At 72.3% G+C, this 22,710-nt stretch carries 21 protein-coding genes; 17 read left to right on the top strand and 4 right to left on the bottom strand.

The window, feature by feature from the left end; translation table 11 throughout:
* Window positions 1-357 precede the first annotated feature (357 nt).
* The 14 genes from V1J52_RS06005 to V1J52_RS05940 all read left to right on the top strand — a co-directional run bounded on the left by V1J52_RS06005 (window position 358) and on the right by V1J52_RS05940 (window position 16,005).
* Window positions 358-1,974 (top strand): peptide ABC transporter substrate-binding protein, encoded by a 1,617-nt coding sequence (locus tag V1J52_RS06005; RefSeq protein ID WP_330138535.1) that lies wholly within the window; start codon window positions 358-360, stop codon window positions 1,972-1,974.
* Window positions 1,975-2,107: 133 nt separating this feature from the next.
* Complete coding sequence (locus V1J52_RS06000; protein WP_330138534.1) at window positions 2,108-3,037, top strand: ABC transporter permease; 930 nt, start codon at window positions 2,108-2,110, stop codon at window positions 3,035-3,037.
* Window positions 3,030-3,983, top strand: a complete 954-nt coding sequence (locus V1J52_RS05995) for an ABC transporter permease (protein WP_330138533.1) — start codon at window positions 3,030-3,032, stop codon at window positions 3,981-3,983. Before V1J52_RS06000 ends, V1J52_RS05995 begins: the two co-directional genes overlap by 8 nt.
* 11 nt (window positions 3,984-3,994) lie before the next feature.
* A complete protein-coding gene (locus V1J52_RS05990; protein WP_330138532.1) occupies window positions 3,995-5,053 on the top strand; it encodes an ABC transporter ATP-binding protein in 1,059 nt (352 codons plus the stop codon).
* Complete coding sequence (locus V1J52_RS05985; RefSeq protein ID WP_330138531.1) at window positions 5,046-6,164, top strand: ABC transporter ATP-binding protein; 1,119 nt, start codon at window positions 5,046-5,048, stop codon at window positions 6,162-6,164. Before V1J52_RS05990 ends, V1J52_RS05985 begins: the two co-directional genes overlap by 8 nt.
* Window positions 6,165-6,430: 266 nt before the next feature.
* Window positions 6,431-8,065: a peptide ABC transporter substrate-binding protein gene (locus tag V1J52_RS05980; protein WP_330138530.1), complete on the top strand. Its 1,635-nt coding sequence runs from the start codon at window positions 6,431-6,433 to the stop codon at window positions 8,063-8,065.
* An 81-nt stretch (window positions 8,066-8,146) separates the two neighbouring features.
* Window positions 8,147-9,070, top strand: a complete 924-nt coding sequence (locus V1J52_RS05975; protein WP_330138529.1) for an ABC transporter permease — start codon at window positions 8,147-8,149, stop codon at window positions 9,068-9,070.
* The gene (locus tag V1J52_RS05970; RefSeq protein WP_330138528.1) at window positions 9,063-10,073 is read left to right on the top strand and encodes an ABC transporter permease; all 1,011 of its coding nucleotides are present in this window, start codon (window positions 9,063-9,065) and stop codon (window positions 10,071-10,073) included. Before V1J52_RS05975 ends, V1J52_RS05970 begins: the two co-directional genes overlap by 8 nt.
* Window positions 10,074-10,087: 14 nt before the next feature.
* Window positions 10,088-11,089: an ABC transporter ATP-binding protein gene (locus V1J52_RS05965; RefSeq protein ID WP_330138527.1), complete on the top strand. Its 1,002-nt coding sequence runs from the start codon at window positions 10,088-10,090 to the stop codon at window positions 11,087-11,089.
* Entirely contained in the window at window positions 11,082-12,182 is a 1,101-nt protein-coding gene (locus V1J52_RS05960) for an ABC transporter ATP-binding protein (protein ID WP_330138526.1), read from the top strand. The genes V1J52_RS05965 and V1J52_RS05960 overlap by 8 nt, the downstream gene beginning before the upstream one ends.
* A 438-nt stretch (window positions 12,183-12,620) precedes the next feature.
* A complete protein-coding gene (locus V1J52_RS05955) occupies window positions 12,621-12,815 on the top strand; it encodes a hypothetical protein (RefSeq protein WP_330138525.1) in 195 nt (64 codons plus the stop codon).
* Window positions 12,816-12,839: 24 nt separating this feature from the next.
* Entirely contained in the window at window positions 12,840-13,718 is an 879-nt protein-coding gene (gene mshB / locus V1J52_RS05950) for an N-acetyl-1-D-myo-inositol-2-amino-2-deoxy-alpha-D-glucopyranoside deacetylase (protein WP_330138524.1), read from the top strand.
* Entirely contained in the window at window positions 13,715-14,098 is a 384-nt protein-coding gene (locus V1J52_RS05945) for a DUF6113 family protein (protein WP_330138523.1), read from the top strand. The genes mshB and V1J52_RS05945 overlap by 4 nt, the downstream gene beginning before the upstream one ends.
* An 80-nt stretch (window positions 14,099-14,178) precedes the next feature.
* Entirely contained in the window at window positions 14,179-16,005 is a 1,827-nt protein-coding gene (locus tag V1J52_RS05940; protein ID WP_330138522.1) for a peptidoglycan binding domain-containing protein, read from the top strand.
* A 24-nt stretch (window positions 16,006-16,029) separates the two neighbouring features.
* On the opposite strand, the gene V1J52_RS05935 is transcribed toward V1J52_RS05940, so the two are convergent.
* Window positions 16,030-17,022: a transglutaminase family protein gene (locus V1J52_RS05935; RefSeq protein WP_330138521.1), complete on the bottom strand. Its 993-nt coding sequence runs from the start codon at window positions 17,020-17,022 to the stop codon at window positions 16,030-16,032.
* A gap of 13 nt (window positions 17,023-17,035) precedes the next feature.
* Window positions 17,036-18,055, bottom strand: coding sequence for a GNAT family N-acetyltransferase (locus V1J52_RS05930; RefSeq protein WP_330138520.1), 1,020 nt, complete (start codon window positions 18,053-18,055; stop codon window positions 17,036-17,038).
* 112 nt (window positions 18,056-18,167) lie between these two features.
* Here V1J52_RS05930 and fdxA point away from each other — a divergent pair, with 112 nt between their 5' ends.
* On the top strand, window positions 18,168-18,494 hold the full coding sequence (gene fdxA / locus V1J52_RS05925; RefSeq protein WP_211042065.1) for a ferredoxin: 327 nt from the start codon (window positions 18,168-18,170) through the stop codon (window positions 18,492-18,494).
* A 148-nt stretch (window positions 18,495-18,642) separates the two neighbouring features.
* Window positions 18,643-19,749, top strand: a complete 1,107-nt coding sequence (gene dapC, locus V1J52_RS05920; RefSeq protein ID WP_330138519.1) for a succinyldiaminopimelate transaminase — start codon at window positions 18,643-18,645, stop codon at window positions 19,747-19,749.
* A gap of 105 nt (window positions 19,750-19,854) precedes the next feature.
* Here the strand turns inward: dapC and V1J52_RS05915 are convergent, their stop codons facing one another.
* Together V1J52_RS05915 and V1J52_RS05910 are read right to left on the bottom strand one after the other, a co-directional pair.
* Window positions 19,855-20,316, bottom strand: coding sequence for an ATP-binding protein (locus V1J52_RS05915; protein ID WP_330138518.1), 462 nt, complete (start codon window positions 20,314-20,316; stop codon window positions 19,855-19,857).
* 299 nt (window positions 20,317-20,615) lie between these two features.
* Window positions 20,616-21,548, bottom strand: a complete 933-nt coding sequence (locus tag V1J52_RS05910; protein WP_330138517.1) for a VldE C-terminal domain-containing protein — start codon at window positions 21,546-21,548, stop codon at window positions 20,616-20,618.
* A 61-nt stretch (window positions 21,549-21,609) separates the two neighbouring features.
* Between V1J52_RS05910 and dapE the strand changes: the two genes are divergently transcribed.
* The gene (dapE, locus tag V1J52_RS05905) at window positions 21,610-22,689 is read left to right on the top strand and encodes a succinyl-diaminopimelate desuccinylase (protein ID WP_330138516.1); all 1,080 of its coding nucleotides are present in this window, start codon (window positions 21,610-21,612) and stop codon (window positions 22,687-22,689) included.
* Window positions 22,690-22,710: the final 21 nt, after the last annotated feature.

Raw genomic sequence — 22,710 nt, 5'->3', positions numbered from 1 at the left:
TTCGGGTATGAAGTTGATCTTCCGTCGTCACGTGATGAGTGTCATCTTCCGTCCGGAATCCGGATGCGAGGAGCCGAAAGACGCGTTAACAGTCCGTTTCGATCCCGTCTGTAACGGATTGTTTTGTCCGGATTTCGAGCATCGTCCCCCTGCTGATGTGACCATATCGAGATCCCTCATCTGTGGTTTACGCGCGCTGATTCCCCAATAGTTGGGTCCATCGAGCTCGGGTCTACGAGCCATGTGCCGTCGCCGGCGCTGGTTCGTGGCAACGGGCCCCGCTGGAGTCGGCCTCCGGTCGGCGGGACAGCGGTGGACCGTCCCGTAATGACAGAGGACTCCTGAGGAGGCAAACCCATGCGCGGTGCCAAGAGCGCCAAGTGGGTCGCGAGTGCGATAGTCGTGGCCCTTGCCGCGACCGCCTGTGGCAGTGGCAGTGACGACGGGGAGGAAACGTCCAGCTCCGGTAAGCCCGAGGGCTACGTCTCGATCGAGGTCGGCGAGCCGCAGAACCCGCCGATCCCCTCGGACACCAACGAGAGCAACGGCAGCTACCTGGTCAAGGCCCTGTTCACTCAGCTCCTGGAGTTCGACGACCAGGGTGAGATCGTCTACCTGAACGCCGAGTCCGTCGAGTCCGAGGACTCCAAGACCTGGACGGTCAAGCTCAAGGACGGCTGGACCTTCCACAACGGCGAGAAGGTCACCGCCCAGTCGTACGTGGACACCTGGAACTGGGCCGCGAACGTGAAGAACAACCAGAAGAACAGCTTCTGGTTCTCCGACATCGCCGGCTACGAGGACGTCCACCCCGAGGAGGGCGAGCCGACGGCGGACACGATGTCCGGCCTCAAGGTCGTCGACGACCTCACCTTCACGATTGAGCTGTCCGGCCCGGTGCCGTACTTCCAGTACAAGCTCGGCTACACCACCTGGGCCCCGCTGCCCAGCGTCGCCTTCGACGACCCGAAGGCCTTCGGTCAGAAGCCGATCGGCAACGGTCCCTACACCTTCGAGAAGTGGGACCACAACAAGGTGTTCCAGGTCGCCGCCTTCGACGAGTACAAGGGCGAGGACAAGGCGCACAACTCGGGCATCCAGTTCAAGAACTACTCGACGCCCGAGGCCGCGTACCAGGACCTGATGTCCGGCAACGTGGACATGGTCCGCACGATCAGCGCGAAGGACCTGCCCAAGTACAAGACGGATCTGGGCGACCGCGCGATCGAGCAGCCGTACGCGGCGGTGCAGAGCATCGTTCCGGCCTTCTACAGCAAGCCCTTCAAGGACGTCGACCCCAAGGTCATCCAGGGCCTGTCGATGGCGATCGACCGCGAGACCATCGCCAAGACCGTCCTGAACGGCACCCGCGACCCGGCCACCAGCTTCACGCCGCCCCAGGTCAAGGGCAACCAGGACCTCGACATGCCGAGCCTGACCTTCGACCCCGCGCAGGCGAAGAAGCTCGTCGAAGAGGGCGGCGGCATCCCGGGCAACAAGGTCTGGATCCAGTACAACGCCGACGGCGGCCACAAGGAGTGGGTGACCGCGGTCTGCGAGAACATCCGCCAGAACACCGGCGTCGAGTGCATCCCGGACTCCAAGCCGGACTTCCAGACGGACCTCGACCTGCGTGACGCCAACAAGGTCAAGGGCATGTACCGCGGCGGCTGGGTCGCGGACTACCCGCTGAACGTCAACTTCATGCGGGAGCTCTACCACACCAAGGCCGAGGCCAACAGCGGCCGCTTCTCCAACAAGGAGATCGACGCGCTCTTCGAGGAGGGCGACAACGCCGAGTCCCTGGAAGAGTCGATCCGTCTCTACCAGGAGGCCGAGCAGCTGCTGGCCGAGGAGATGCCGGCCATCCCGATGTTCAACTACAAGATCAACGCCGGCTACGGCGAGGGCGTTGAGAACGTGAACGTCGACTGGCACGGCGACCTGGTCGTCAACGAGGTCACCGCCAAGTAGCTCGCCCGCGGTCCGACCGCAACCCGGCCAATCCCGCCGCCCGCCGCCATACGGCGGGCGGCGGGCGGCCGACGGGGCCGTTCCCGCCACAGCGGGACGGCCCCCGGGGCCTGTCGTAACCAATGGAGGAAACATGGGGCGCTACGTCGCGCGGCGACTGCTCCAGATGATCCCGGTGTTCATCGGCGCAACACTGCTGATCTTCCTGATGATGTACAGCCTGCCCGGTGACCCCGTGCGCGCGCTGTGGGGAGAGCAGTCGGTCGACGAGGCGCAGATCGCCGCGATGAAGAAGGACCTGGGGCTCGACCTGCCGCTCTGGCAGCAGTACTGGAACTACCTGATCGGGCTGTTCCAGGGCGACTTCGGCACCCAGATCGCCAGCCAGCGGCCCGTCGCGGACGTCATCGCGGACGCCCTGCCGGTGACGGTGAGACTGGCCCTGTTCGCGTTCACCTTCACCGTGCTCGTCGGCATCACGCTCGGCGTGATCGCGGGCCTGTGGGCGGACACGCTGCTCGACCGCGGCATGCTGATCTTCACGCTGCTGCTGATCTCCGTGCCGTCGTTCGTGCTGGGCTACCTCGCGCAGTTCGTCTTCGCGTTCAAGCTCGGCTGGCTGACGCCGACCGTGCGCGACTCGGAGAATTTCAGCGAACTGGCCATGCCGGCGATCGTGCTCGCCTCGCTGTCGCTGGCGTACGTGGTCCGGCTCACCCGCACCTCCATCGTCGAGAACATGCGTTCCGACTACATCCGCACGGCCACCGCCAAGGGTCTTCCGCGGCGCCGCGTCGTCGGCGTCCACCTGCTGCGCAACTCGATGATCCCCGTGGTGACGTTCCTCGGCACCGACCTCGGCGCACTCCTGAGCGGCGCGGTCATCACCGAGGGCATCTTCAACATCCAGGGTGTCGGCAACACCGTCTTCCAGGCGCTCATCCGCCGTGAGGGCTCCACCGTCGTCGGCATCGTGACCCTGCTCGTGATCATCTATCTCTGTGCCAGCCTGATCGTTGACCTGCTCTACGCGGTCCTGGACCCGAGGATCCGTTATGTCTGACGTGACCGCCAAGGTCGTGCCCGCGCCGGCCCCCTCGCTCGCGGAGGAAGGCGCCGACCCGGGGGCCGCGGGGCCGGCCGGCAAGCCGCGGAGCCTGTGGTCCGACGCCTGGCACGACCTGCGCCGCAACCCCCTCTTCGTGGTCTCCGCCATCCTCATCGCGTTCCTCCTGGTGATGACCTTCTGGCCCGGCCTGTTCACCAGCGCGTCGCCGCGCCACGGCGACCTGGCCAACCACTACCTCGGAGAACCCGAGCTGGGGAACTTCTTCGCCCCCGAATGGCTGGGCTACGACGCCCAGGGGCGCAGCATCTACGCCCGGATCGTCTACGGCACCCGTGCCTCGGTGATCGTCGGTGTGGCGGTGACCGCCCTGGTGACCCTCCTCGGCGGCCTGGTGGGCATGTTCGCCGGGTACTTCGGCGGCATCGTCGACAGCCTCCTGTCCCGCCTCACGGACACCTTCGCCGGCATCCCGTTCCTGCTCGGCGCGATGGTCGTGCTCAACGTCTTCGACGTGCGCACCGTGTGGATCGTGGTCGTCGCCATGGCGTTCCTCGGGTGGACCCAGATCGCCCGTGTGGCGCGCGGATCGGTCATCTCGACCAAGCAGTCCGACTACGTGCAGGCCGCCCGCGCGCTGGGCGCCGGGACGGGCCGCATCCTGCTGCGCCACGTGCTGCCCAACGCCGTGGCGCCGGTGATCGTCGTCGCCACCATCGCGCTCGGCGGGTACATCGCGGCGGAGGCCAGCCTGTCGTTCCTCGGCATCGGGCTCTCCGAGCCGACGGTGTCGTGGGGCATCGACGTCTCCAACGGCAAGGACCAGCTGCGCAACGCGCCCTTCGTCCTGCTGTCGCCGGCCGTGATGGTCTCCGTCACGGTGCTGGCGTTCATCATGCTCGGCGATGCGGTGCGCAACGCCCTCGACCCCAAGCTGCGCTGAGGGAGGCGTACGTGATTACCGTCGACAAGACCGCGGCCGGTCCGGAACCGCGCGAGGAGGACGGCTCCAAGCGTCCCCTCCTCGAAGTGCGGGACCTGCACGTGGAGTTCCACACCCGTGATGGCGTGGCCAAGGCGGTCAACGGCGTGAACTACGCCGTGTCCGCCGGCGAGACGCTCGCCGTGCTCGGTGAGTCGGGGTCCGGCAAGTCCGTGACCGCGCAGGCCGTCATGGGCATCCTCGACATGCCGCCCGGCCGCATCACGAAGGGCGAGATCCTCTTCCAGGGCCAGGACATGCTGAAGATGTCCAAGGAGGAGCACCGGAAGATCCGCGGCGCGCGGATGGCGATGATCTTCCAGGACGCCCTGTCGTCCCTCAACCCCGTGTTCACCGTCGGGTTCCAGCTCGGCGAGATGTACCGCATTCACCAGGGCATGTCCCGCAAGGACGCCAAGGTCAAGGCCATCGAGCTGATGGAGCGGGTCAAGATCCCCGCCGCGCGTCAGCGGGTGAACGACTACCCGCACCAGTTCTCCGGTGGTATGCGGCAGCGGATCATGATCGCCATGGCGCTGGCCCTGGAGCCCGACCTGATCATCGCGGACGAGCCGACGACGGCGCTGGACGTCACGGTGCAGGCGCAGGTCATGGACCTCCTCGCGGAGCTCCAGCGCGAGTTCCACATGGGCCTCATCCTCATCACCCACGACCTGGGCGTGGTCGCCGACGTCGCGGACAAGATCGCGGTGATGTACGCGGGGCGGATCGTGGAGACGGCGCCGGTGCACGAGCTGTACAAGCGCCCGGCGCACCCCTACACCCGCGGCCTGCTCGACTCGATCCCGCGCCTGGACCAGAAGGGCCAGGAGCTGTACGCGATCAAGGGCCTGCCGCCCAACCTGACGCGCATTCCGCCGGGCTGCGCCTTCCACCCGCGCTGCCCGAAGGCGCAGGACGTGTGCAGCGCGGACGTTCCGCCGCTGTACCAGGTCACCGAAGCGGACGGCACCGACCTGGCCGGGCGGGCCAGCGCCTGCCACTTCTGGAAGGAGACCCTCCATGGCTGACCTCAGGAAGACCGACGAGGCCGCGGTGGACGGCGCTCCCTCCCGGGGGACGGCGACGGCGGTGGCCGGGGCGCGGGCGACCGAGCGCGCCGAGCCCATCCTCCAGGTGCGCGACCTGGTCAAGCACTTCCCGCTGACCGTTGGCGTCCTCTTCAAGCGGCAGGTCGGAGCGGTGCAGGCGGTCGACGGCGTCTCCTTCGACCTGGTCGAGGGCGAGACGCTGGGCATCGTCGGCGAGTCCGGCTGCGGCAAGTCGACGGTGGCCAAGCTCCTGATGAACCTGGAGCGGCCGACGTCGGGGCAGATCCTGTACCGGGGCGAGGACATCAGCAAGCTGTCGGGGCGGGCACTGAAGGCGGTGCGGCGGAACATCCAGATGGTGTTCCAGGACCCCTACACCTCGCTCAACCCGCGGATGACGGTGGGCGACATCATCGGGGAGCCCTTCGAGATCCACCCGGAGGTCGCGCCCAAGGGCGACCGGCGCCGGAAGGTGCAGGAGCTGCTGGACGTCGTCGGACTGAACCCGGAGTACATCAACCGGTACCCGCACCAGTTCTCCGGCGGGCAGCGCCAGCGCATCGGCATCGCCCGCGGCCTGGCCCTCAACCCCGAGGTCATCATCTGCGACGAGCCGGTCTCGGCCCTGGACGTCTCGGTGCAGGCCCAGGTCATCAACCTGATGGACCAGCTCCAGGACGAGTTCAACCTGTCCTACATCTTCATCGCCCACGACCTGTCGATCGTGCGGCACATCTCCGACCGCGTCGGCGTGATGTATCTGGGCAAGATGGCCGAGATGGGGACGGACACCGAGATCTACGACCACCCCACGCACCCCTACACCCAGGCCCTGCTGTCCGCCGTCCCGCAGCCGGACCCGGAGAACCGGGAGCGCCGGGAGCGCATCCTCCTCACCGGCGACGTGCCGTCCCCGGCCGACCCGCCCTCGGGCTGCCGCTTCCGCACCCGCTGCTGGAAGGCCGTGGACAAGTGCGCGGAGGAGGTGCCGCTGCTGGCGGTGCCGGAGGTGTTCGAGAGCAGCGACTCCGGGGCCCGTCACCCCTCGGCCTGCCACTTCGCCGAGGAGCGGGACGTCGTGCACGTCTGACGCGCCGCCGTCCGGCCCAAGCGCCCGCCCGGTTCTCCGGGCGGGCGCTTCGTCGTTCCCCGGCGGGGCCGGGTGCCGTGCCCCTTGCCGTGCCCCGGGAGGGCGTCCTCCTGGGGCAAGCGGCGTTCCCGGCGTCCTGCATACGGGGGGTTTCGCGGACGCAGTCCTGGCCGATGGGGGTGGCAGGCGTGCGGAACGCCCGGATCAGAGGTGGTATGGGCGGAAAGTCGGATCTTCGGTCCGCTGGGCTGGGAAGGAGGCACGTCATGCGCGGAGCCACACGCGTCACCCGCACCGTCGCATCGGTCGCGGCGATCGCCCTGGCCGCCGGGGCCTGCGGCGGCGGGGGCGGTGACGGGGGCGGCGGCTCCGGCGTCGTGCGGGCCTCCTGGGGTGATCCGCAGAACCCGCTGGAGCCCGCCAACACCAACGAGGTGCAGGGCGGCAAGGTCCTCGACATGGCGTTCCGCGGCCTCAAGCGCTACGACCCCGAGACGGGGGAGGCGGTGGACGCGATGGCCGAGTCCATCGAGACCGACGACCAGCGGACGTTCACCGTCACGATCGAGGACGGCTGGACGTTCACCGACGGCACCGACGTCACCGCCTCGTCTTTCGTGGACGCCTGGAACTACGGCGCGCTGCTCACGAACAACCAGGTCAACGCCTACTTCTTCCAGTTCATCGAGGGCTACGACGAGGTCCACCCGTCCGACGAGGGCGCCGAGCCCACCGCGCGGACGCTGTCGGGCCTGGAGGTGGTGGACGACACCACCTTCCGCGTCACGCTCACCGAGCCCTTCTCGCTGTGGCCGGAGACGCTGGGCTACAACGCCTACGCGCCGCTGCCGCGGATGTTCTTCGAGGACCACGACGCCTGGCTGGAGAAGCCGGTCGGCAACGGCCCGTACAAGATCGACTCCTACCAGCGCGGCCAGTCGATGCGGCTGTCGAAGAACGAGGACTACGCGGGCGAGGACGAGGCGCAGAACGAGGGCGTCGAGCTGCGCGTCTACACCGACAACAACACCGCCTATACCGACGTCCAGGCCGGCAACCTCGACGTCGTCGACGACGTGCCCGCCTCCCAGGTCCGCAACGCCGAACAGGACCTGGACGGCCGCTACATCAACCAGCCCGCCGGGATCATCCAGACGCTCTCCTTCCCCCTGTACGACGAGGACTGGGAGGGCGAGGACGCGGCGCGGCTGCGGCGCGGGATCTCCATGGCGATCAACCGCGAGGAGATCACCAGCCAGATCTACGGCGACACCCGCACCCCGGCCACCGACTGGACCTCGCCGGTGCTCGGCGAGGAGGGCGGCTACGAGGAAGGGCTGTGCGGCGAGGCGTGCGACTACGACCCCGACCGGGCCAAGGAGCTGATCGACGGGGCGGGCGGACTGCCCGGGGGCGGGGTCACGCTCACCTCCAACGTGGACACCGGCTCCCACCGGCAGTGGATGGACGCCGTCTGCAACAGCATCAACAACGTCATGGACGACAACGGTGCCTGCCGGGTCGACCCCGTCGCCACGTTCGCCGAGTTCCGCGAGCGCATCAGCGGCGACCGGATGCGCGGGATGTTCCGCACCGGCTGGCAGATGGACTACCCGCTCATCCAGAACTTCCTCCAGCCGCTCTACTACACAAACGCCTCGTCCAACGACTCCGGGTACAGCAACCCCGAGTTCGACCGGCTGGTGGACGAGGCCAACGCCGCGCAGGACGAGTCCACGGCGGTGGAGAGGTTCAAGGACGCCGAGCGGCTGCTCGCCGAGGACCTGCCGGCCGTTCCGCTGTGGTACCAGAACGGCAGCGCCGGCTACTCCGACCGCGTGGAGGGCGTCCGGCTCAACCCCTTCTCCGTCCCGGTGTACACGGACATCAAGGTCAACTGACCGCGGCCCGGGAGCCGCCCGCACGCGACACGGGCGGCTCCCGGGCACCGCGTTCCGCACTCCGGAGCCGAGGAGGCCGTTGTGGGGCACTACGTCATCCGGCGCCTGCTCCAGATGGTCCCGGTGTTCATCGGGACCACGTTCCTGATCTTCGTCATGGTCCACGCGCTCGGCGACCCGGTGGCCGCGCTCTTCGGCGACCGGACGCCCGACCCGGCCACGGCGGCACGGCTGCGGGCCGAGTTCAACCTCGACAGGCCCCTGTGGCAGCAGTACCTGCTCTACATGCGCAACATCTTCACCGGGGACTTCGGCACCGCGTTCAACGGGCGCCCGGTACTGGAGCTGCTGCAGACCGCGTTCCCGATCTCCTTCCGGCTGATGCTCGTGGCGATCGCCTTCGAGATCGTGCTCGGCATCGTCCTCGGAGTCGTCTCGGGGCTGCGCAAGGGCGGGGGCGTGGACTCCTCGGTGCTGCTGCTCAGCCTCGTTGTCATCGCCGTCCCGACCTTCGTCACCGGCGTGCTCGCGCAGTTCCTCTTCGGCGTCAAGCTCGGCTGGATCAACCCGGCCGTCAGTCCCGAGGCGCGGATCGGCGAGCTGGTCCTGCCCGGGCTGATCCTCGCCCTCGTCTCGCTCGCCTACGTCACCCGGCTCACCCGCACCTCGGTGGCCGAGAACGCGCGCGCCGACTACATCCGCACCGCCACCGCCAAGGGCCTGAGCCGGCGCCGCATCACCACCCGGCACCTCCTGCGCAACTCGCTCATCCCCGTCGTCACCTACCTGGGCACCGACGTGGGGAACCTCATGGCGGGCGCCCTGGTCACCGAGCGGATCTTCAACATCCAGGGCGTCGGCTTCCAGCTCTACCAGGGGGTGCTGCGGCAGAACTCGCCGACCGTCGTCGGCTTCGTGACGGTGCTCGTCCTGATCTTCCTCCTCGCCAACCTCATCGTGGACCTGCTGTACGCCGTGCTCGACCCGAGGATCCGCTATGCCTGAGCCGGACCACCGCGAGACGCCCGGCGCCCCCGACCCGCACACCGCCATCGGCGGCGCGGGCGCCGAGATCGACCTGGCCACCGCCGAGGGCGAGACGCTCGGACACCGCCCCGCCGGGGCCGGTGCCGCCGAGGCGGGCCCGACGAGCGCCCTGGCCCGCAGCCTGTGGTCGGACGCCTGGCACGACCTGCGGCGGCGCCCGGTGTTCGTCGTCGCGGCCCTGCTGATCCTCTTCCTCGTCGTCATCTCGCTGTGGCCCTCCCTCATCGCCACCCGCGACCCGCTGGACTGCCGGCTGAGCCGTTCGCTCGGCGGCCCGGCACCCGGGTACTGGTTCGGCTTCGACACCCAGGGCTGCGACGTCTACACGCGCACCGTGTACGGGGCCCGCGCCTCGGTGACCGTCGGCGTCTGCGCCACCCTCGGCGTCGCCGTGCTCGGCGCCCTCTTCGGCGGGCTCGCCGGGTTCTTCGGCGGCGCGGCCGACACCCTGCTCTCCCGTGTCACGGACGTCTTCTTCGGCATCCCGCTCATCCTGGGCGCCCTGGTGTTCCTGGCCATGATCGACCTGGAGGGCATCTGGCCGGTCGTCGCCGTCATCACCGTGCTGGCCTGGCCGCAGATCGCGCGCATCGCCCGCGGGGCCGTCATCACCGCCAAGCAGAACGACTACGTGCACGCCGCGCAGGCGCTCGGCGCGGGACACCTGCGGGTGCTCCTGCGGCACATCACGCCCAACGCCGTCGCGCCCGTCATCGTCGTCGCCACCATCGCGCTGGGCACCTACATCGCGCTGGAGGCGACGCTGAGCTTCCTCGGCGTGGGCCTGCGGCCCCCGACCGTCTCCTGGGGCGTGGACATCTCCAACGCCTCCGAGGGGATGCAGTTCCGCAACGCCCCGCACATCCTGCTCTACCCCGCCGCCGCGCTCAGCGTGACCGTCCTGGCGTTCATCATGCTCGGCGACGCGGTGCGCGACGCCCTCGATCCCAAGCTGCGCTGAGGAGTTGACGCCAGGTGCCCGCTCTGCTGGACGTGCAGGACCTGTACGTGGAGTTCCACACCCGCGACGGTGTGGTGCGCGCGGTGAACGGCGTGTCCTACTCGGTGGAGGCCGGGCGGACGCTCGCGGTGCTCGGGGAGTCCGGCTCGGGCAAGTCGGTGACGGCGCAGGCCGTCATGGGCATCCTCGACTCCCCGCCGGGCCGCGTCGCCGGCGGGCGCATCCTCTTCCACGGCCAGGACCTGCTGGGCATGGACGCCGAAGCCCGGCGCCGCGTCCGCGGCGCACGGATGGCGATGATCTTCCAGGACGCGCTGTCCTCGCTCAACCCCGTGCTCAGCGTCGGCTTCCAGCTCGCCGAGATGTTCCGCGTGCACCGCGGCGCGTCCCGCGCGCAGGCGCGGGAGCGGGCCGTGGAGCTGATGGAGCGGGTGCGCATCCCGGCGGCGAAGGCGCGGGTGAACGACTACCCGCACCAGTTCTCCGGTGGTATGCGGCAGCGGATCATGATCGCCATGGCGCTGGCCCTGGAACCGGAGCTGATCATCGCGGACGAGCCGACGACGGCGCTGGACGTCACGGTGCAGGCGCAGGTCATGGACCTCCTCGCGGAGCTCCAGCGCGAGTACCGGATGGGGCTGGTCCTCATCACCCACGACCTGGGCGTGGTCGCCGACGTGGCCGACGAGATCGCGGTGATGTACGCGGGGCGGATCGTGGAGACGGCGCCGGTGCACGAGCTGTACAAGCGCCCGGCGCACCCCTACACCCGCGGCCTGCTCGACTCGATCCCGCGCCTGGACCGCAAGGGCGAGGAGCTGTACGCGATCAGGGGCCTGCCGCCCAACCTGCTGCACGTCCCGCCCGGCTGCCCCTTCCACCCGCGCTGCCCGCGGATGCGAAAGGTGTGCGCGCACGAGGACCCGCCGCTGTACGACGTCACCGAGGACGACGGCACCCCGCTGCCGGGGCGGGGGAGCGCCTGCCACTTCTGGAAGGAGACCCTGCATGGCTGACGCCGCACGCGGCGCCACCGCCGCTGCCGGGCCGCGGGACACGCCGGGGGAGACCGTCCTTGCGGTGCGTGACCTGGTCAAGCACTACCCGCTCACGCAGGGCGTCGTCCTGCGGAAGCAGATCGGGGCCGTGCGGGCCGTGGACGGCGTCTCCTTCGACCTCGCCGGGGGCGAGACGCTGGGCATCGTCGGTGAGTCCGGCTGCGGGAAGTCGACGGTGGCCAAGCTGCTGGTGAGCCTGGAGCGGCCGACGTCGGGGCAGATCCTGTACCGGGGCGAGGACATCAGCAAGCTGTCGGGGCGGGCACTGAAGGCGGTGCGGCGGAACATCCAGATGGTGTTCCAGGACCCCTACACCTCGCTCAACCCGCGGATGACGGTGGGCGACATCATCGGGGAGCCCTTCGAGATCCACCCGGAGGTCGCGCCCAAGGGCGACCGGCGCCGGAAGGTGCAGGAGCTGCTGGACGTCGTCGGGCTGAACCCGGAGTACATCAACCGGTACCCGCACCAGTTCTCCGGCGGGCAGCGCCAGCGCATCGGCATCGCCCGCGGCCTGGCCCTCAACCCCGAGGTGATCGTGGCCGACGAGCCGGTCTCGGCGCTGGACGTGTCCGTGCAGGCCCAGGTCATCAACCTGATGGAGCGGCTCCAGCGCGACTTCGGCCTGTCCTACATCTTCATCGCGCACGACCTGTCGGTGGTCCGGCACATCTCGGACCGGGTCGGCGTCATGTACCTCGGCAAAATCGTGGAGCTGGGGACGGACACCGAGATCTACGAGCACCCCACGCACCCCTACACGCAGGCCCTGCTGTCGGCGGTGCCCGTCCCCGACCCGGAGCTGAGCAACCGGCGCGAGCGGATCATCCTCACCGGTGACGTGCCGTCCCCGGCCGACCCGCCCTCGGGCTGCCGCTTCCGCACCCGCTGCTTCAAGGCGGAGGAGCGCTGCGCGCTGGAGGTGCCGCCGCTGGCGGTCCCGGCCGTGTACCGGTACGCGGAGGGCCCGGCGCACCACGACTCGGCGTGCTTCTTCGCGGAGGACCGTCCGGCCGTGACCAGCCACCCCGGCGAGCCCCCGCAGCACTGACCGGCCGGGGGGGCTTCCGCGAGGCGTCCGGGCCCGCGGTGGGCGGGGTCGTGGTTTGGCCGCGGGCCGGGGTGGGGTAGTGCGCGGGGTGACAGCGGCAGGCGGCCCCCTCCAGGGGGCGTGGGCAGGGGGGAGGCGCGGCGGTGGGCGGAGCACACGGCGTCGGCGCGAGGGTTCCGCGTGGCGTTCCCCACCGTGCGGCCGTGGCCGCGCGTGGTCCCGTCCGGTGCTCCCCGGGGCGTGCGCCCCCGTCTGCTCCCGTGCACCGAGCCGTGCCGACTCACCGGTCGTTATGATCAGTTGCGCAACGCAGGCACGTGGGTATGCAGTACGTGCTATCCCCTTGTCATAAACCGCAGTTGGCCCTGCGCAGGTCGACTGACGCATCATCAGGTCATCCGATTCGTTTCCCGACGCAGTCCTTGGAGGTGAACCGCCGTGGCACTCTCGATTTCGGCGGTGGTGCTGCTGGCGATCATCGTCTTCTTGTTGATCAAGAAGGCCGGACTGAAGGGCATGCACGCGTTCATCTGCGTGCTCCTGGGGTTCTACCTCGCCAGCTCGTCCGTCGCGCCCACCATCAGCGACTTCACCACCAGCGTGGCCGACATGCTGGGCGGCGTCAGCTTCTGACCCGGGGCGCGTAGGCTCGGCCGCATGACTGCGCCTGCTCCGCCCTCCGAGCGCCGCCTGCTGCTCGTCCACGCCCACCCGGACGACGAGTCGATCAACAACGGCGCCACCATGGCCCGGTACGCCGCCGAAGGTGCCCAGGTCACGCTGGTCACCTGCACCCTGGGCGAGGAGGGCGAGGTCATCCCGCCCGCCCTCGCCCACCTGGCGCCCGACCGGGAGGACGCGCTCGGCCCGCACCGCATCGGCGAGCTGCGCGCCGCCCTGCGCGAACTCGGGGTCACCGACCACCACTTCCTCGGCGGTCCCGGCTGGTACCGGGACAGCGGCATGACGGGCACACCGGCCAACGAGCGCCCCGAGTGCTTCTGGCAGGCCCCCGTGGACGAGGCGGCGGGCCTGCTCGCGGAGATCCTGCGGCAGGCCCGGCCGCAGGTCATGGTGACCTACGGACCCGACGGCGGCTACGGCCACCCCGACCACGTCCAGGCACACCGCGTGGCCATGCGCGCGGCCGGACTGGCCGCCGACCCGGCGTTCGACGACGGGCGCCCACCGCACCGCGTCGCCCGCATCTACTGGAACTGCGTACCCCGCTCGGCCGTCACCCCGCAGGCGTTCGCGGGCAACCCCTTCCCGCAGACGGCCACGGCCGCCGACGTCCCCGGCGTGGTGGACGACGCCGAGGTCGCCGTGCGCGTCGACGGCGGAGCCGCGGCCGCGGCCGCCAAGGCGGCGGCCATGCGGGCGCACGCCACCCAGATCACCGTGCGCGAGGGCTGGTTCGCGCTGTCCAACCACCTCGGGCAGCCGCTGCACACCGTCGAGTGCTACCGGCTGCCGGACGGCGAGCGGCCGCCGCCCGTCCCGGGGGACGACCTCTTCGCGGGGGTGACCGCGTGAACACCGCCCGGCTGGCGGCCCACACGGGCCTCGCCGTGCTCGGCGCCGCGGCCGGAGCGGCCGGCACCCTGGTGCACGCCGCCTGGGCGCCCGGCGGCGTGCTGCTGGCGCTCGCCGGGACCGCCGCCGTCTGCGTCGGCGGCGCCCTGGCGACGGGCACCCGGGCGGGCGCCGCCGTCCCGGCCGTCGCCTGGACGCTCAGCGTCCTCGTACTGCTCCTGTGGGCCCGCCCCGAGGGTGACTTCCTGTTCGGAACGGGCGTCAGCTCCTACGCGTACCTCTACGGCGGCATGATCCTGGCTGTGATCTGCGCCACCGTCGCACCGCCCGGACGGGCAGGTTTCGGCCGTCCCGGAGACCTCGCCGGACGCCCCCAGTAAAGTAGGCGGCGCCGGCGAGCCGTACTCGCAACACCATCGCGACGAGATGAGTGCGGCGTACCCAACCGGGAGATCCTGTTTTGAGCCGTGAAACTGACAGCTCGTATCCGAGGGGCAACGCACCGGACGAGCCGAAGACCGAAGCCACGCTGACCACCCGCATCCGGATCAACATCCCCGGCTCCCGGCCGATCCCGCCGGTGGTCATGCGCAAGCCGGTGGACGAGAGCGCCGAGGAGCCCGGGAACGCCCAGGGCACCGGTGACGCGTCCGGTGCCGTCCGGGACGGCACCGCGACCGCCCCGGACGGCACCGACGGCGGGTCCGGAGCCCGGGAGACCAGCTCCTGGTTCGCCCCGCGCAAGCCGCCGGCCCAGCCCGGCGACGAACCGCCGGAGCCCCACCCGGCGCAGGAGCCGGGCGGCCGCGACCTGCCGCCCGGCGAGCCCGGCGGTGCGCCGCGGGGCGCCGCCCCGAGCCTCCCCGGCCTCGACGGCCCCCCGGCGCAGCCGAGCGGGCCGACGACGGGTCCGGCGACCGGCGGAATGCCGCTGCTGCCCCCGCAGTTCCGCGACAACGGAGCCGCGCAGCAGCAGCCCGGACCGCCCGCCGGGCAGGGGCCGCCTGCGGCGGCGGCTCCGCCGCCCGGTGACGCGTACGACGGCACTCCGCACGGCGGTGGCGACGCGTACGAGCGCGGCCCGGCGGAGCCGTTCCCGCAGCGGGTCGGCGACACCGCGCCCGGCGGCATCCCCGTCGTGCCGCCCCGGGTGCCCGGAGGGCCGTCCCTGACGACGCCGCCCGGCACCGGCCCGTACGGGGACGAGGCCGCACCGCACGGCGGGCCCGGCCCCCACGGCGGCCCCGCGGAACCGCCCGTGCGGGACGACGGCGCCGGACCCGACGACTCCCCCGAACCGCCCGCGCCCGCACCCGCCGCTGCGCAGCGGAAGCCGAAGAAGGGCCGCTCCAAGCTGGTGCTGCTCGGCGTGGCCGTCTTCGGCGTGCTCGGCACCGCCTACGGCGCCGGGCTGCTGCTCAACCACGCCGACGTGCCCAACGGCACGACGGTGCTGGGTGTCGACATCGGCGGCACCTCCCAGGCGGAGGCGGTCAGCACGCTGGAGCGGCGGCTCGCCGACCGGACGAGCGCTCCGCTGACCCTCGACGTCGCCGGGACCGAGCACGAGCTCAAGCCCAGCGTCGCCGGGCTGTCCCTGGACGTGGAGAGCACGGTCGCGGGCGTCTCGGGCCGCGAGTACAACCCGGTCGCCGTGATCAGCTCGCTGGTCGGCGGCGAGCGGGCGGCCGAGCCGGTGTTCACCGTGGACGACGAGAAGCTGCGGGCCGCGCTGGACGACCTGACCGGCGGGGCCGGGGCCGAGCGGGACGGCATGGTGAAGTTCGAGAACGGGCAGGCCATCGCCGTACCGGGGCAGAGCCGGGAGGCCGTTGACCCGGCCGAGTCGGCCGCCGCCGTGGAGCGCGCCTACCGGCAGCGTGCCGAGACGGGCAACGACGCCGTCGTCCCGCTGCCCGTCTCGGAGCAGTCGCCGAAGGTGACCGAGCAGGAACTCCAGCGGGCGATCGAGGAGTTCGGGGAGCCCGCGATGTCCGGGCTGGTCACCGTGCGGGCGGGTGCCGCGGAGATCAGCTTCAGCCCGGAGCGTTCCCTGCCCAAGTTCCTCTCCATGCGGCCCGACGCGGACGGCACGCTCGTCGACCACTACGACCTGAAGGAGCTGGAGGCCCTCTACGGGGGGACGTTCGACGGCGTCACGGTCGCCCGTGCCGACGGCACCCGGACGCCCGTCACCCCGCAGGACGTGGTCGGTGCCCTGCGCCCCGCGCTGCTGGAGACGGACCCGGCGCAGCGCGTCGGCGTCATCGAGCTGGACCCGCAGTAACCCGCACCGCCGCGCGGACCCGGCTCAGTTCAGCCGGGCCCGCGCGGCGCGGGCCTCCCGGCGGGCGTCGTCCGCCACCCGGGGCTCCACGCCGGCCACCAGCTCGGCGTACTCCTCCAGCGCTCCCGCGCCCGCGAGGAAGTCGCCCCGCTCCACCAGCAGCCGGGCGCGCTCCTGCCGCAGGTGCGCGGAGTGGTGCGGCAGCAGCAGCGACAGTTCCACCGCCCACAGCCGCACGGGAGCGCGCTCGGGCCGGGCCGCCGCCCAGACACGGATGTTGTCCAGGACGCGCCGCACGATCGCCAGCGGATCGGCGGGCCGCATGACGGACGGCGCAGGTGGGCCGCCCGTGGCTCGGGCGACCAGGGCGTCCACCTCCTCCCCCGAGAGCACGGCGCCGCCCGCGAACGGATCGGCCAGCACCTGGTCCGGACCGCCCGGCTGCCCGAACCCGACGACGAAGTGGCCCGGCAGCGCCACGCCGTGCACCGGGGCCCCGGCCCGCCGGGCGACCTCCATCCACACCACCGACAGCAGGATCGGCAGCCCGCGCCGCCGCCGCAGCACCGCGCCGAGCAGTGAGGAGTCCAGCCGTTCGTAGTCGGCGGGGGCGCCGTGGAAGCCCTCCTGGTCGCCGAGGAGCCGGGAGAGCGCCCGCGCCCACTGCGCGGGGGTGCGGTGGGCGGCGTACGGCAGCGTGCCGGTGAGCCGGTCCAGCTCGACCTGCGCCCGGTCCACCACGTCGTCCGCTCCGCCGCCGCCCGGCCCGGCGTCCGCCGGCCCCGTCTCCGTCAGCTCCACCTCCGTCAGCTCCACCTCCGTCGGCTCCACGTCCGTCGGCCCGGTGCCGCGGGCCGTGGCCGCCCGGTTCCGCTCCCGCAGGGCGACGGCCTCGACCAGGAGGCACAGCAGCGCCAGGTCGGGCCGTTCCGCCCGGGCCGCCGCCGCGAACCGGGCGTACAGCGCGTCGGGCCGCCCGTCGTCGTGCGTGCGGCCGCCGGTGTCGTCGCTGGGCATCGTCGGTGGCTCCTCAGCGCTCGGGTGCGCGGTAGTGGTGGTAGCTGTGGTGGGGGGCGAAGCCCAGGCCGCCGTACAGCGCGCGGGCCGCGGTGTTGCCGGTCTCGACCTGGAGGTGGGCGGCCGAGGCGCCCTCGGCCAGCGCCCGGTCGGCGAGGGCCGCCATCACCGCGGTCGCCAGGCCGCCGCGCCGGTGTCCCGGGTCCACCTCGACCGCCGAGAAGCCCGCCCAGCGCCCGTCCACCACGCACCGTCCGATCGCGGCGGGCCCGTCCTGCGCGCCGCCGATCGCCGCGAACCACACCGAAGGCCCGCCGCCGAGCACGTGCAGCACCTCGGGCGCGGGCCGCCCGACGCGCTGGTAGCGGCGCAGCCACGCCGCGTCCGCCGTCCGGCTGAGCCGCACCGGCGGCACCGGGCCGCCGGGCGGCCGGGCGGCCAGGTCGGCCAGCGGCGCGAGTCCGGCCACCCACACCTCGGCGGACACCTCCCGCGTCCACCCCCGCTCGTCCAGTGCCGCCGCCAGCCGCTCGTCGGCGTCCTCGGCCCCGGTGGTCACCTGCACGTAGGCGGGCAGGGAGCGCCGCGCGTACCAGCGGCGGGCGTGGTCCAGGGCGGCGTCCAGCGGCAGGCCCGGTTCGCCCAGCGGCAGCACCGAGTTCGCCCGGCGGGTGAAACCGCCGGCCGCCCGCAGCGTCCAGCCGCCCAGCTCCTCGCGCTCCACCGGCGGCCAGGCCCGCGCGGCGGCCCGGGACAGCTCGCGGGCCCCGGCCGACGGCAGCCCCCGGCGCCGGGCGGGGGCGGCGGGGACGACCTTCCCGGCGACGAGCCGGTCCTCGGCGATGCGCGCCACGTCACCGTTGCGCCGGGTGACGCAGAGCACACCACCGGTCCACGACGTGAGAACCCCGACGGCATCGGTGAACGCGGGACCGGCCTCAGGGGAATCGGTCAAACTTCGCACGGAGACACGTTTCCCCACGTCGTCAGCGCCGATGCGCACTTCAAGACGTCCGCTCATGGTGAATTCCACTGCTCTGTCAGACCCTCTTGTTCGTCTCGTGCCCAAGAACGGCGATACTAGATGCGGGCATCGACGACGCCGCGCTCCCGCGCGAATGGCCCTACCGAGGAGGAACGACAGCGTGACCTACGTCATCGCGCAGCCTTGTGTCGACCTGAAGGACAAGGCATGCATCGAGGAGTGCCCCGTCGACTGCATCTACGAGGGCAAGCGGTCCTTGTACATTCACCCGGACGAATGCGTCGACTGCGGGGCCTGTGAACCGGTCTGCCCGGTGGAGGCGATCTTCTACGAGGACGACACCCCGGAGGAGTGGCAGGACTTCTACAAGGCCAACGTCGAGTTCTTCGACGAGCTGGGCTCGCCCGGCGGGGCCAGCAAGCTCGGCCTGATCGACCGGGACCACCCCGTCATCGCGGCGCTGCCGCCGCAGGAGCACGACGAGTGAGACGGCGGCGCCGGGAACGCCCACGGGCGGCCCGGTGCCACCCCGCGGTCCCGCACGGCACACGCCGTGCGGGACCGCGGTGTTTCACGGCGACGAACCAGGCGATCAGCACGGCCCGCGGCAGCGGGCGCAGAAAGCGAGACAGCACGTGTCCTCCCCGTCCCCCCTCTCCTCCCGCCTGCCGGACTTCCCCTGGGACCGGCTGGAGCCCTACAAGGCGACGGCCGCCGCGCACCCGGACGGCATCGTGGACCTGTCCGTCGGCACGCCCGTGGACCCGGTGCCCGGGGTGGTCCAGCGGGCCCTGGCCGACGCCGCCGACCGTCCCGGCTACCCGACGGTGTGGGGGACGCCCGCGCTGCGGGACGCGATCACCGGCTGGTGCGGGCGGCGGCTGGGGGCGCGCGGCCTGACGCACGGGAACGTGCTCCCCGTGGTCGGCTCCAAGGAGCTGGTCGCCTGGCTGCCCGTCCAGCTCGGACTGGGCCCGGGGGACCGGGTGGCCCACCCCCGGCTGGCCTACCCGACGTACGAGGTCGGCGCGCGGCTGGCCGGGGCCGAGCCCGTCGTCTACGACAGCCCGCTGGAGCTGGACCCGGCGGGGCTGCGGCTGCTGTGGCTGAACTCCCCGTCCAACCCCACCGGGCGGGTCCTGGGCGCCGCGGAGCTGCGCGAGACCGTCGCCTGGGCCCGGGAGCACGGCGTCCTGGTGTTCAGTGACGAGTGCTACCTGGAGCTGGGCTGGGACGCCGAGCCCGTCTCCGTACTGCACCCGGACGTCTGCGGGGGGAGCCACGAGGGAGTCGTCGCGGTGCACTCGCTGTCCAAGCGGTCCAACCTGGCCGGCTACCGGGCCGCGTTCCTCGCCGGGGACGCGTCGGTGCTGGGCGAGCTGCTCACGGTCCGCAAGCACGGCGGGATGATGGTTTCCGCCCCCGTGCAGGCCGCCACCATCGCGGCACTGGGGGACGACGCCCACGTGGCCGCGCAGCGGGAGCGGTACGCCGCCCGGCGTGCCGCGCTGCGCGCCGCGCTGGAGGAGCGCGGCTTCCGGATCGAGCACAGCGAGGCGTCGCTGTACCTGTGGGCCACCCGTGATGAGCCCTGCTGGGAGACGGTCGGCGACCTGGCGGCGCGCGGGGTGCTCGTCGCACCGGGCGACTTCTACGGGGCGGCCGGCGAGCGTTGCGTGCGGGTGGCGTTCACCGCCACCGACGAGCGGGTCGCCGAGGCGGTCCGGCGCCTGGCGGACTGACCGGCACCCGGCGCACGAGGGCCCCGGACACCCTGTGCGGTGTCCGGGGCCCTCGCCATGGGGAGGTGCGGGGCGCGGGGCGCCTGCCTGTCGCCAGGCCGGTCGTCAGCCCAGCGGCAGGCCGTTGAGGGAGCCGCCGGTGAGCGAGTCGGCGCCCAGCGGCACGGCGCTGGTCAGCGACTCGGTGGGCAGCCCGCCGTCGGTGACGGTGGTGGCGGCCTTGCCCAGCAGCTCGCCGGAGGCGCCGGTGGCGGTGCCGGTGGTGTCCTGGGCGAGGGGGAGGGCCGCCTTGCCGAGGGTGCCGACGGTCTCCCCGGCGGCCGGGACGCCCTGGCGCACGGCCTCGCCGCCGGCCTCGCCGGCCAGGGAGGTGACGCTGCGCGCCGCGCTGTCGAGACCCTCGCCGGCGTTCTCCGCGTCGAGGTTGTCCAGGTTGCTGACCCCACCGAGGTCGGGAGTGGCGGGCAGCTGGACGGCCTGGGCCGAGCCGGCGGCGGCGCCGATGACGGAGGCGGCGCCTGCGGCCGTCAGCAGGGCGCTCTGGGCGATCCGGCGCGTGAGGGACATGATGCTCCTTTGGCGGGGAGGTTGGTGTTCTGGACCCGGGGTGCTGCCCCGTGGACGCTGTGCCTATCGCCTCGGGGGGTGCGAAGGTTGCGGCCCCGCCAGGTAAAGGATTCGTAATGCGTCGCATGATATGGGTGCGGCAAAGCGGGCAATACCCGGCGGCGGTACGGGCGTTGGGCACCTCGCTGCCCAGTGGCCGCAAGGGATCCGGGGGCGCGCGGGGTCCGCAGCGCCCGCCCCCGCGGGCCGTCAGCCGCCGGTGGCCCGGTGTGCCCCTTCCGGGTGAAGCTGCCGGACGGTCACCGCGCGAGCGTCAGCCGCACGTCCGGCGAACCGGGGCCGTCCGCGTCCGTCCAGCCCGCCGCCGCGTCCTGCGCGTCCCACGTCCGGTCGCCGTAGGTGACGCGGGCGATGCCCAGCTCCGACGCGTTCACGACCGACCAGTGCGCCAGCTCCCAGCCGCGCCGGGTGGCGCCCTCGGCCCCGGCCCCGGCCTGCGGCCGCCCGGCCGGGACCGGGATCACCAGGGCGTCCGGCGCCGCCGCGCCCGGGCCCGCGGGCGCGGCGGCCCGGCCCGCGGTCACGTCCCCGGGCGGCAGCACCTCCGCGCCGAACTCGCGGACGAGCTTCTCCCGCACCCGGTCGGCGTCACCGGCCCGTGCGGTGGCCCCGGTGCAGTGGAGGGAGGCGGCGGCGCGGCCGGTGAGGGCGGCGGTCAGCTGACCGGCCTGCGGCTCGTGCTTCGCGTACGCCTGCGGGAAGCCGCTGCGCTGCACCCGCTGGGCGGCGACGGTCAGCGGCAGCCGCGTGTAGCCGGGCACCTCGACCAGGTGGTCGTAGAACTTCCCGGCCGCGTACACCGGGTCCATGATCTCCTCCACCGTGCCCCAGCCCTGCGAGGGACGCTGCTGGAACAGCCCGACCGAATCCCGGTCGCCGTGACCGATGTTGCGCAGGGCGGACTCCTGCATGGCGGTGGCCAGGGCTATGGTCACCGCCCGTTCCGGCAGCCCCCGGGCCGCCGCGACCGCCTCGATGGTGGCGGCGTTGCGGGCCATCTCCGGCTCCAGCTCGTACGGTTCCCGGTCGTCGGGCCCCTGCACCACGCAGCGCGGCGGCCCGTCCGTCGTCGTGTACTGGACCACCAGGTACCCGGCCAGTGCCAGCAGCACGGCGCCCGCGGCGACGGCCCGCAGCCATCGCACGCCCCGCCTCCCGCGCGCCTCACCCATGGCGTCAGCTTAGGCCGTGACCGCGGGGCGGGGGCCCGGCCGCCGCCGGTAGGCTCGGGCCATGGCGCCGAACACGCTCGACCTGCACCAGGATGCCGCCCGGCTCACCGCGCAACTCGTCGACATCCCCTCCGTCAGCGGTGACGAGGAGACGCTCGCCGACGCGGTGGAGGAGGCCCTGCGCGGCCTGCCGCACCTCACCGTGGACCGGTACGGCAACAACGTCGTCGCCCGCACGGCGCTGGGCCGGGCCGAACGCGTGGTGCTGGCCGGCCACCTCGACACCGTGCCGCTGGCCGGCAACCTCCCCTCCCGGCGGGACGCCGACGGCTTCCTGTGGGGCTGCGGCACCTCTGACATGAAGGCGGGCGTCGCGGTGCAGTTGCGCATCGCGGCCACCGTCCCCGAACCCAACCGCGACCTCACCTTCGTCTTCTACGACAACGAGGAGGTCGAGGCGAGCCGGAACGGCCTCGGCCACCTGGCCGCGGCCCGCCCCGCATGGCTGGCCGGGGACTTCGCCGTGCTCCTGGAGCCCTCCAGCGGGCAGGTCGAGGGCGGCTGCCAGGGCACGCTGCGGGTGCTGCTGCGCACCACCGGGACGCGCGCCCACTCCGCGCGGAGCTGGCTCGGCGAGAACGCCGTCCACCAGGCCGCCCCGATCCTGGCCCGGCTCGCCGCCTACGAGCCGCGCCGGGTCACCATCGACGGCCTGGAGTACCGGGAGGGCCTGAACGCCGTGCGCGTCGAGGGCGGCGTCGCGGGCAACGTCATCCCCGACGCCTGCACCGTCACCGTCAACTACCGCTACGCGCCCGACCTCACCGAGGAGCAGGCGCTCGCCCACGTCCGGGAGGTCTTCGCGGACTGCCCGGTCGACGAGCTGGTCGTGGACGACCACTCCGGCGGCGCCCTGCCGGGGCTGGGCCACCCGGCGGCGGCCGCGTTCGTCGCCGCCGTGGGCGGGACGCCGCGGCCGAAGTTCGGCTGGACGGACGTCTCCCGGTTCAGCGCGCTCGGCGTGCCCGCGGTCAACTACGGGCCCGGCGAACCGAACCTGGCGCACAAGGTCGACGAGCGGGTGGAGGAAGCGCTCATCGTGCACTGCGAGGAGCGGCTGCGCGCCTGGCTGGCCGGATGAGCCGGGAGCGGCCCCGCGCGT

It is taken from the genome of Streptomyces solitudinis (assembly GCF_036323765.1).
Lineage (GTDB): Bacteria > Actinomycetota > Actinomycetes > Streptomycetales > Streptomycetaceae > Streptomyces.
Note: the sequence above shows the minus strand (reverse complement) of the source record. Positions and strands in the feature narration are given on the sequence as shown.

Excerpts from the sequence above, each read along its gene's own strand:
- V1J52_RS06005 (WP_330138535.1), top strand. The coding sequence starts at position 358 with ATGCGCGGTGCCAAGAGCGCCAAGTGGGTCGCGAGTGCGATAGTCGTG.
- V1J52_RS06000 (WP_330138534.1), top strand. The coding sequence starts at position 2,108 with ATGGGGCGCTACGTCGCGCGGCGACTGCTCCAGATGATCCCGGTGTTC.
- V1J52_RS05995 (WP_330138533.1), top strand. The coding sequence starts at position 3,030 with ATGTCTGACGTGACCGCCAAGGTCGTGCCCGCGCCGGCCCCCTCGCTC.
- V1J52_RS05985 (WP_330138531.1), top strand. The coding sequence starts at position 5,046 with ATGGCTGACCTCAGGAAGACCGACGAGGCCGCGGTGGACGGCGCTCCC.
- V1J52_RS05980 (WP_330138530.1), top strand. The coding sequence starts at position 6,431 with ATGCGCGGAGCCACACGCGTCACCCGCACCGTCGCATCGGTCGCGGCG.
- V1J52_RS05970 (WP_330138528.1), top strand. The coding sequence starts at position 9,063 with ATGCCTGAGCCGGACCACCGCGAGACGCCCGGCGCCCCCGACCCGCAC.
- V1J52_RS05960 (WP_330138526.1), top strand. The coding sequence starts at position 11,082 with ATGGCTGACGCCGCACGCGGCGCCACCGCCGCTGCCGGGCCGCGGGAC.
- mshB (WP_330138524.1), top strand. The coding sequence starts at position 12,840 with ATGACTGCGCCTGCTCCGCCCTCCGAGCGCCGCCTGCTGCTCGTCCAC.
- V1J52_RS05935 (WP_330138521.1), bottom strand. The coding sequence starts at position 17,022 with ATGCCCAGCGACGACACCGGCGGCCGCACGCACGACGACGGGCGGCCC.
- V1J52_RS05915 (WP_330138518.1), bottom strand. The coding sequence starts at position 20,316 with ATGTCCCTCACGCGCCGGATCGCCCAGAGCGCCCTGCTGACGGCCGCA.
- V1J52_RS05910 (WP_330138517.1), bottom strand. The coding sequence starts at position 21,548 with ATGGGTGAGGCGCGCGGGAGGCGGGGCGTGCGATGGCTGCGGGCCGTC.
- dapE (WP_330138516.1), top strand. The coding sequence starts at position 21,610 with ATGGCGCCGAACACGCTCGACCTGCACCAGGATGCCGCCCGGCTCACC.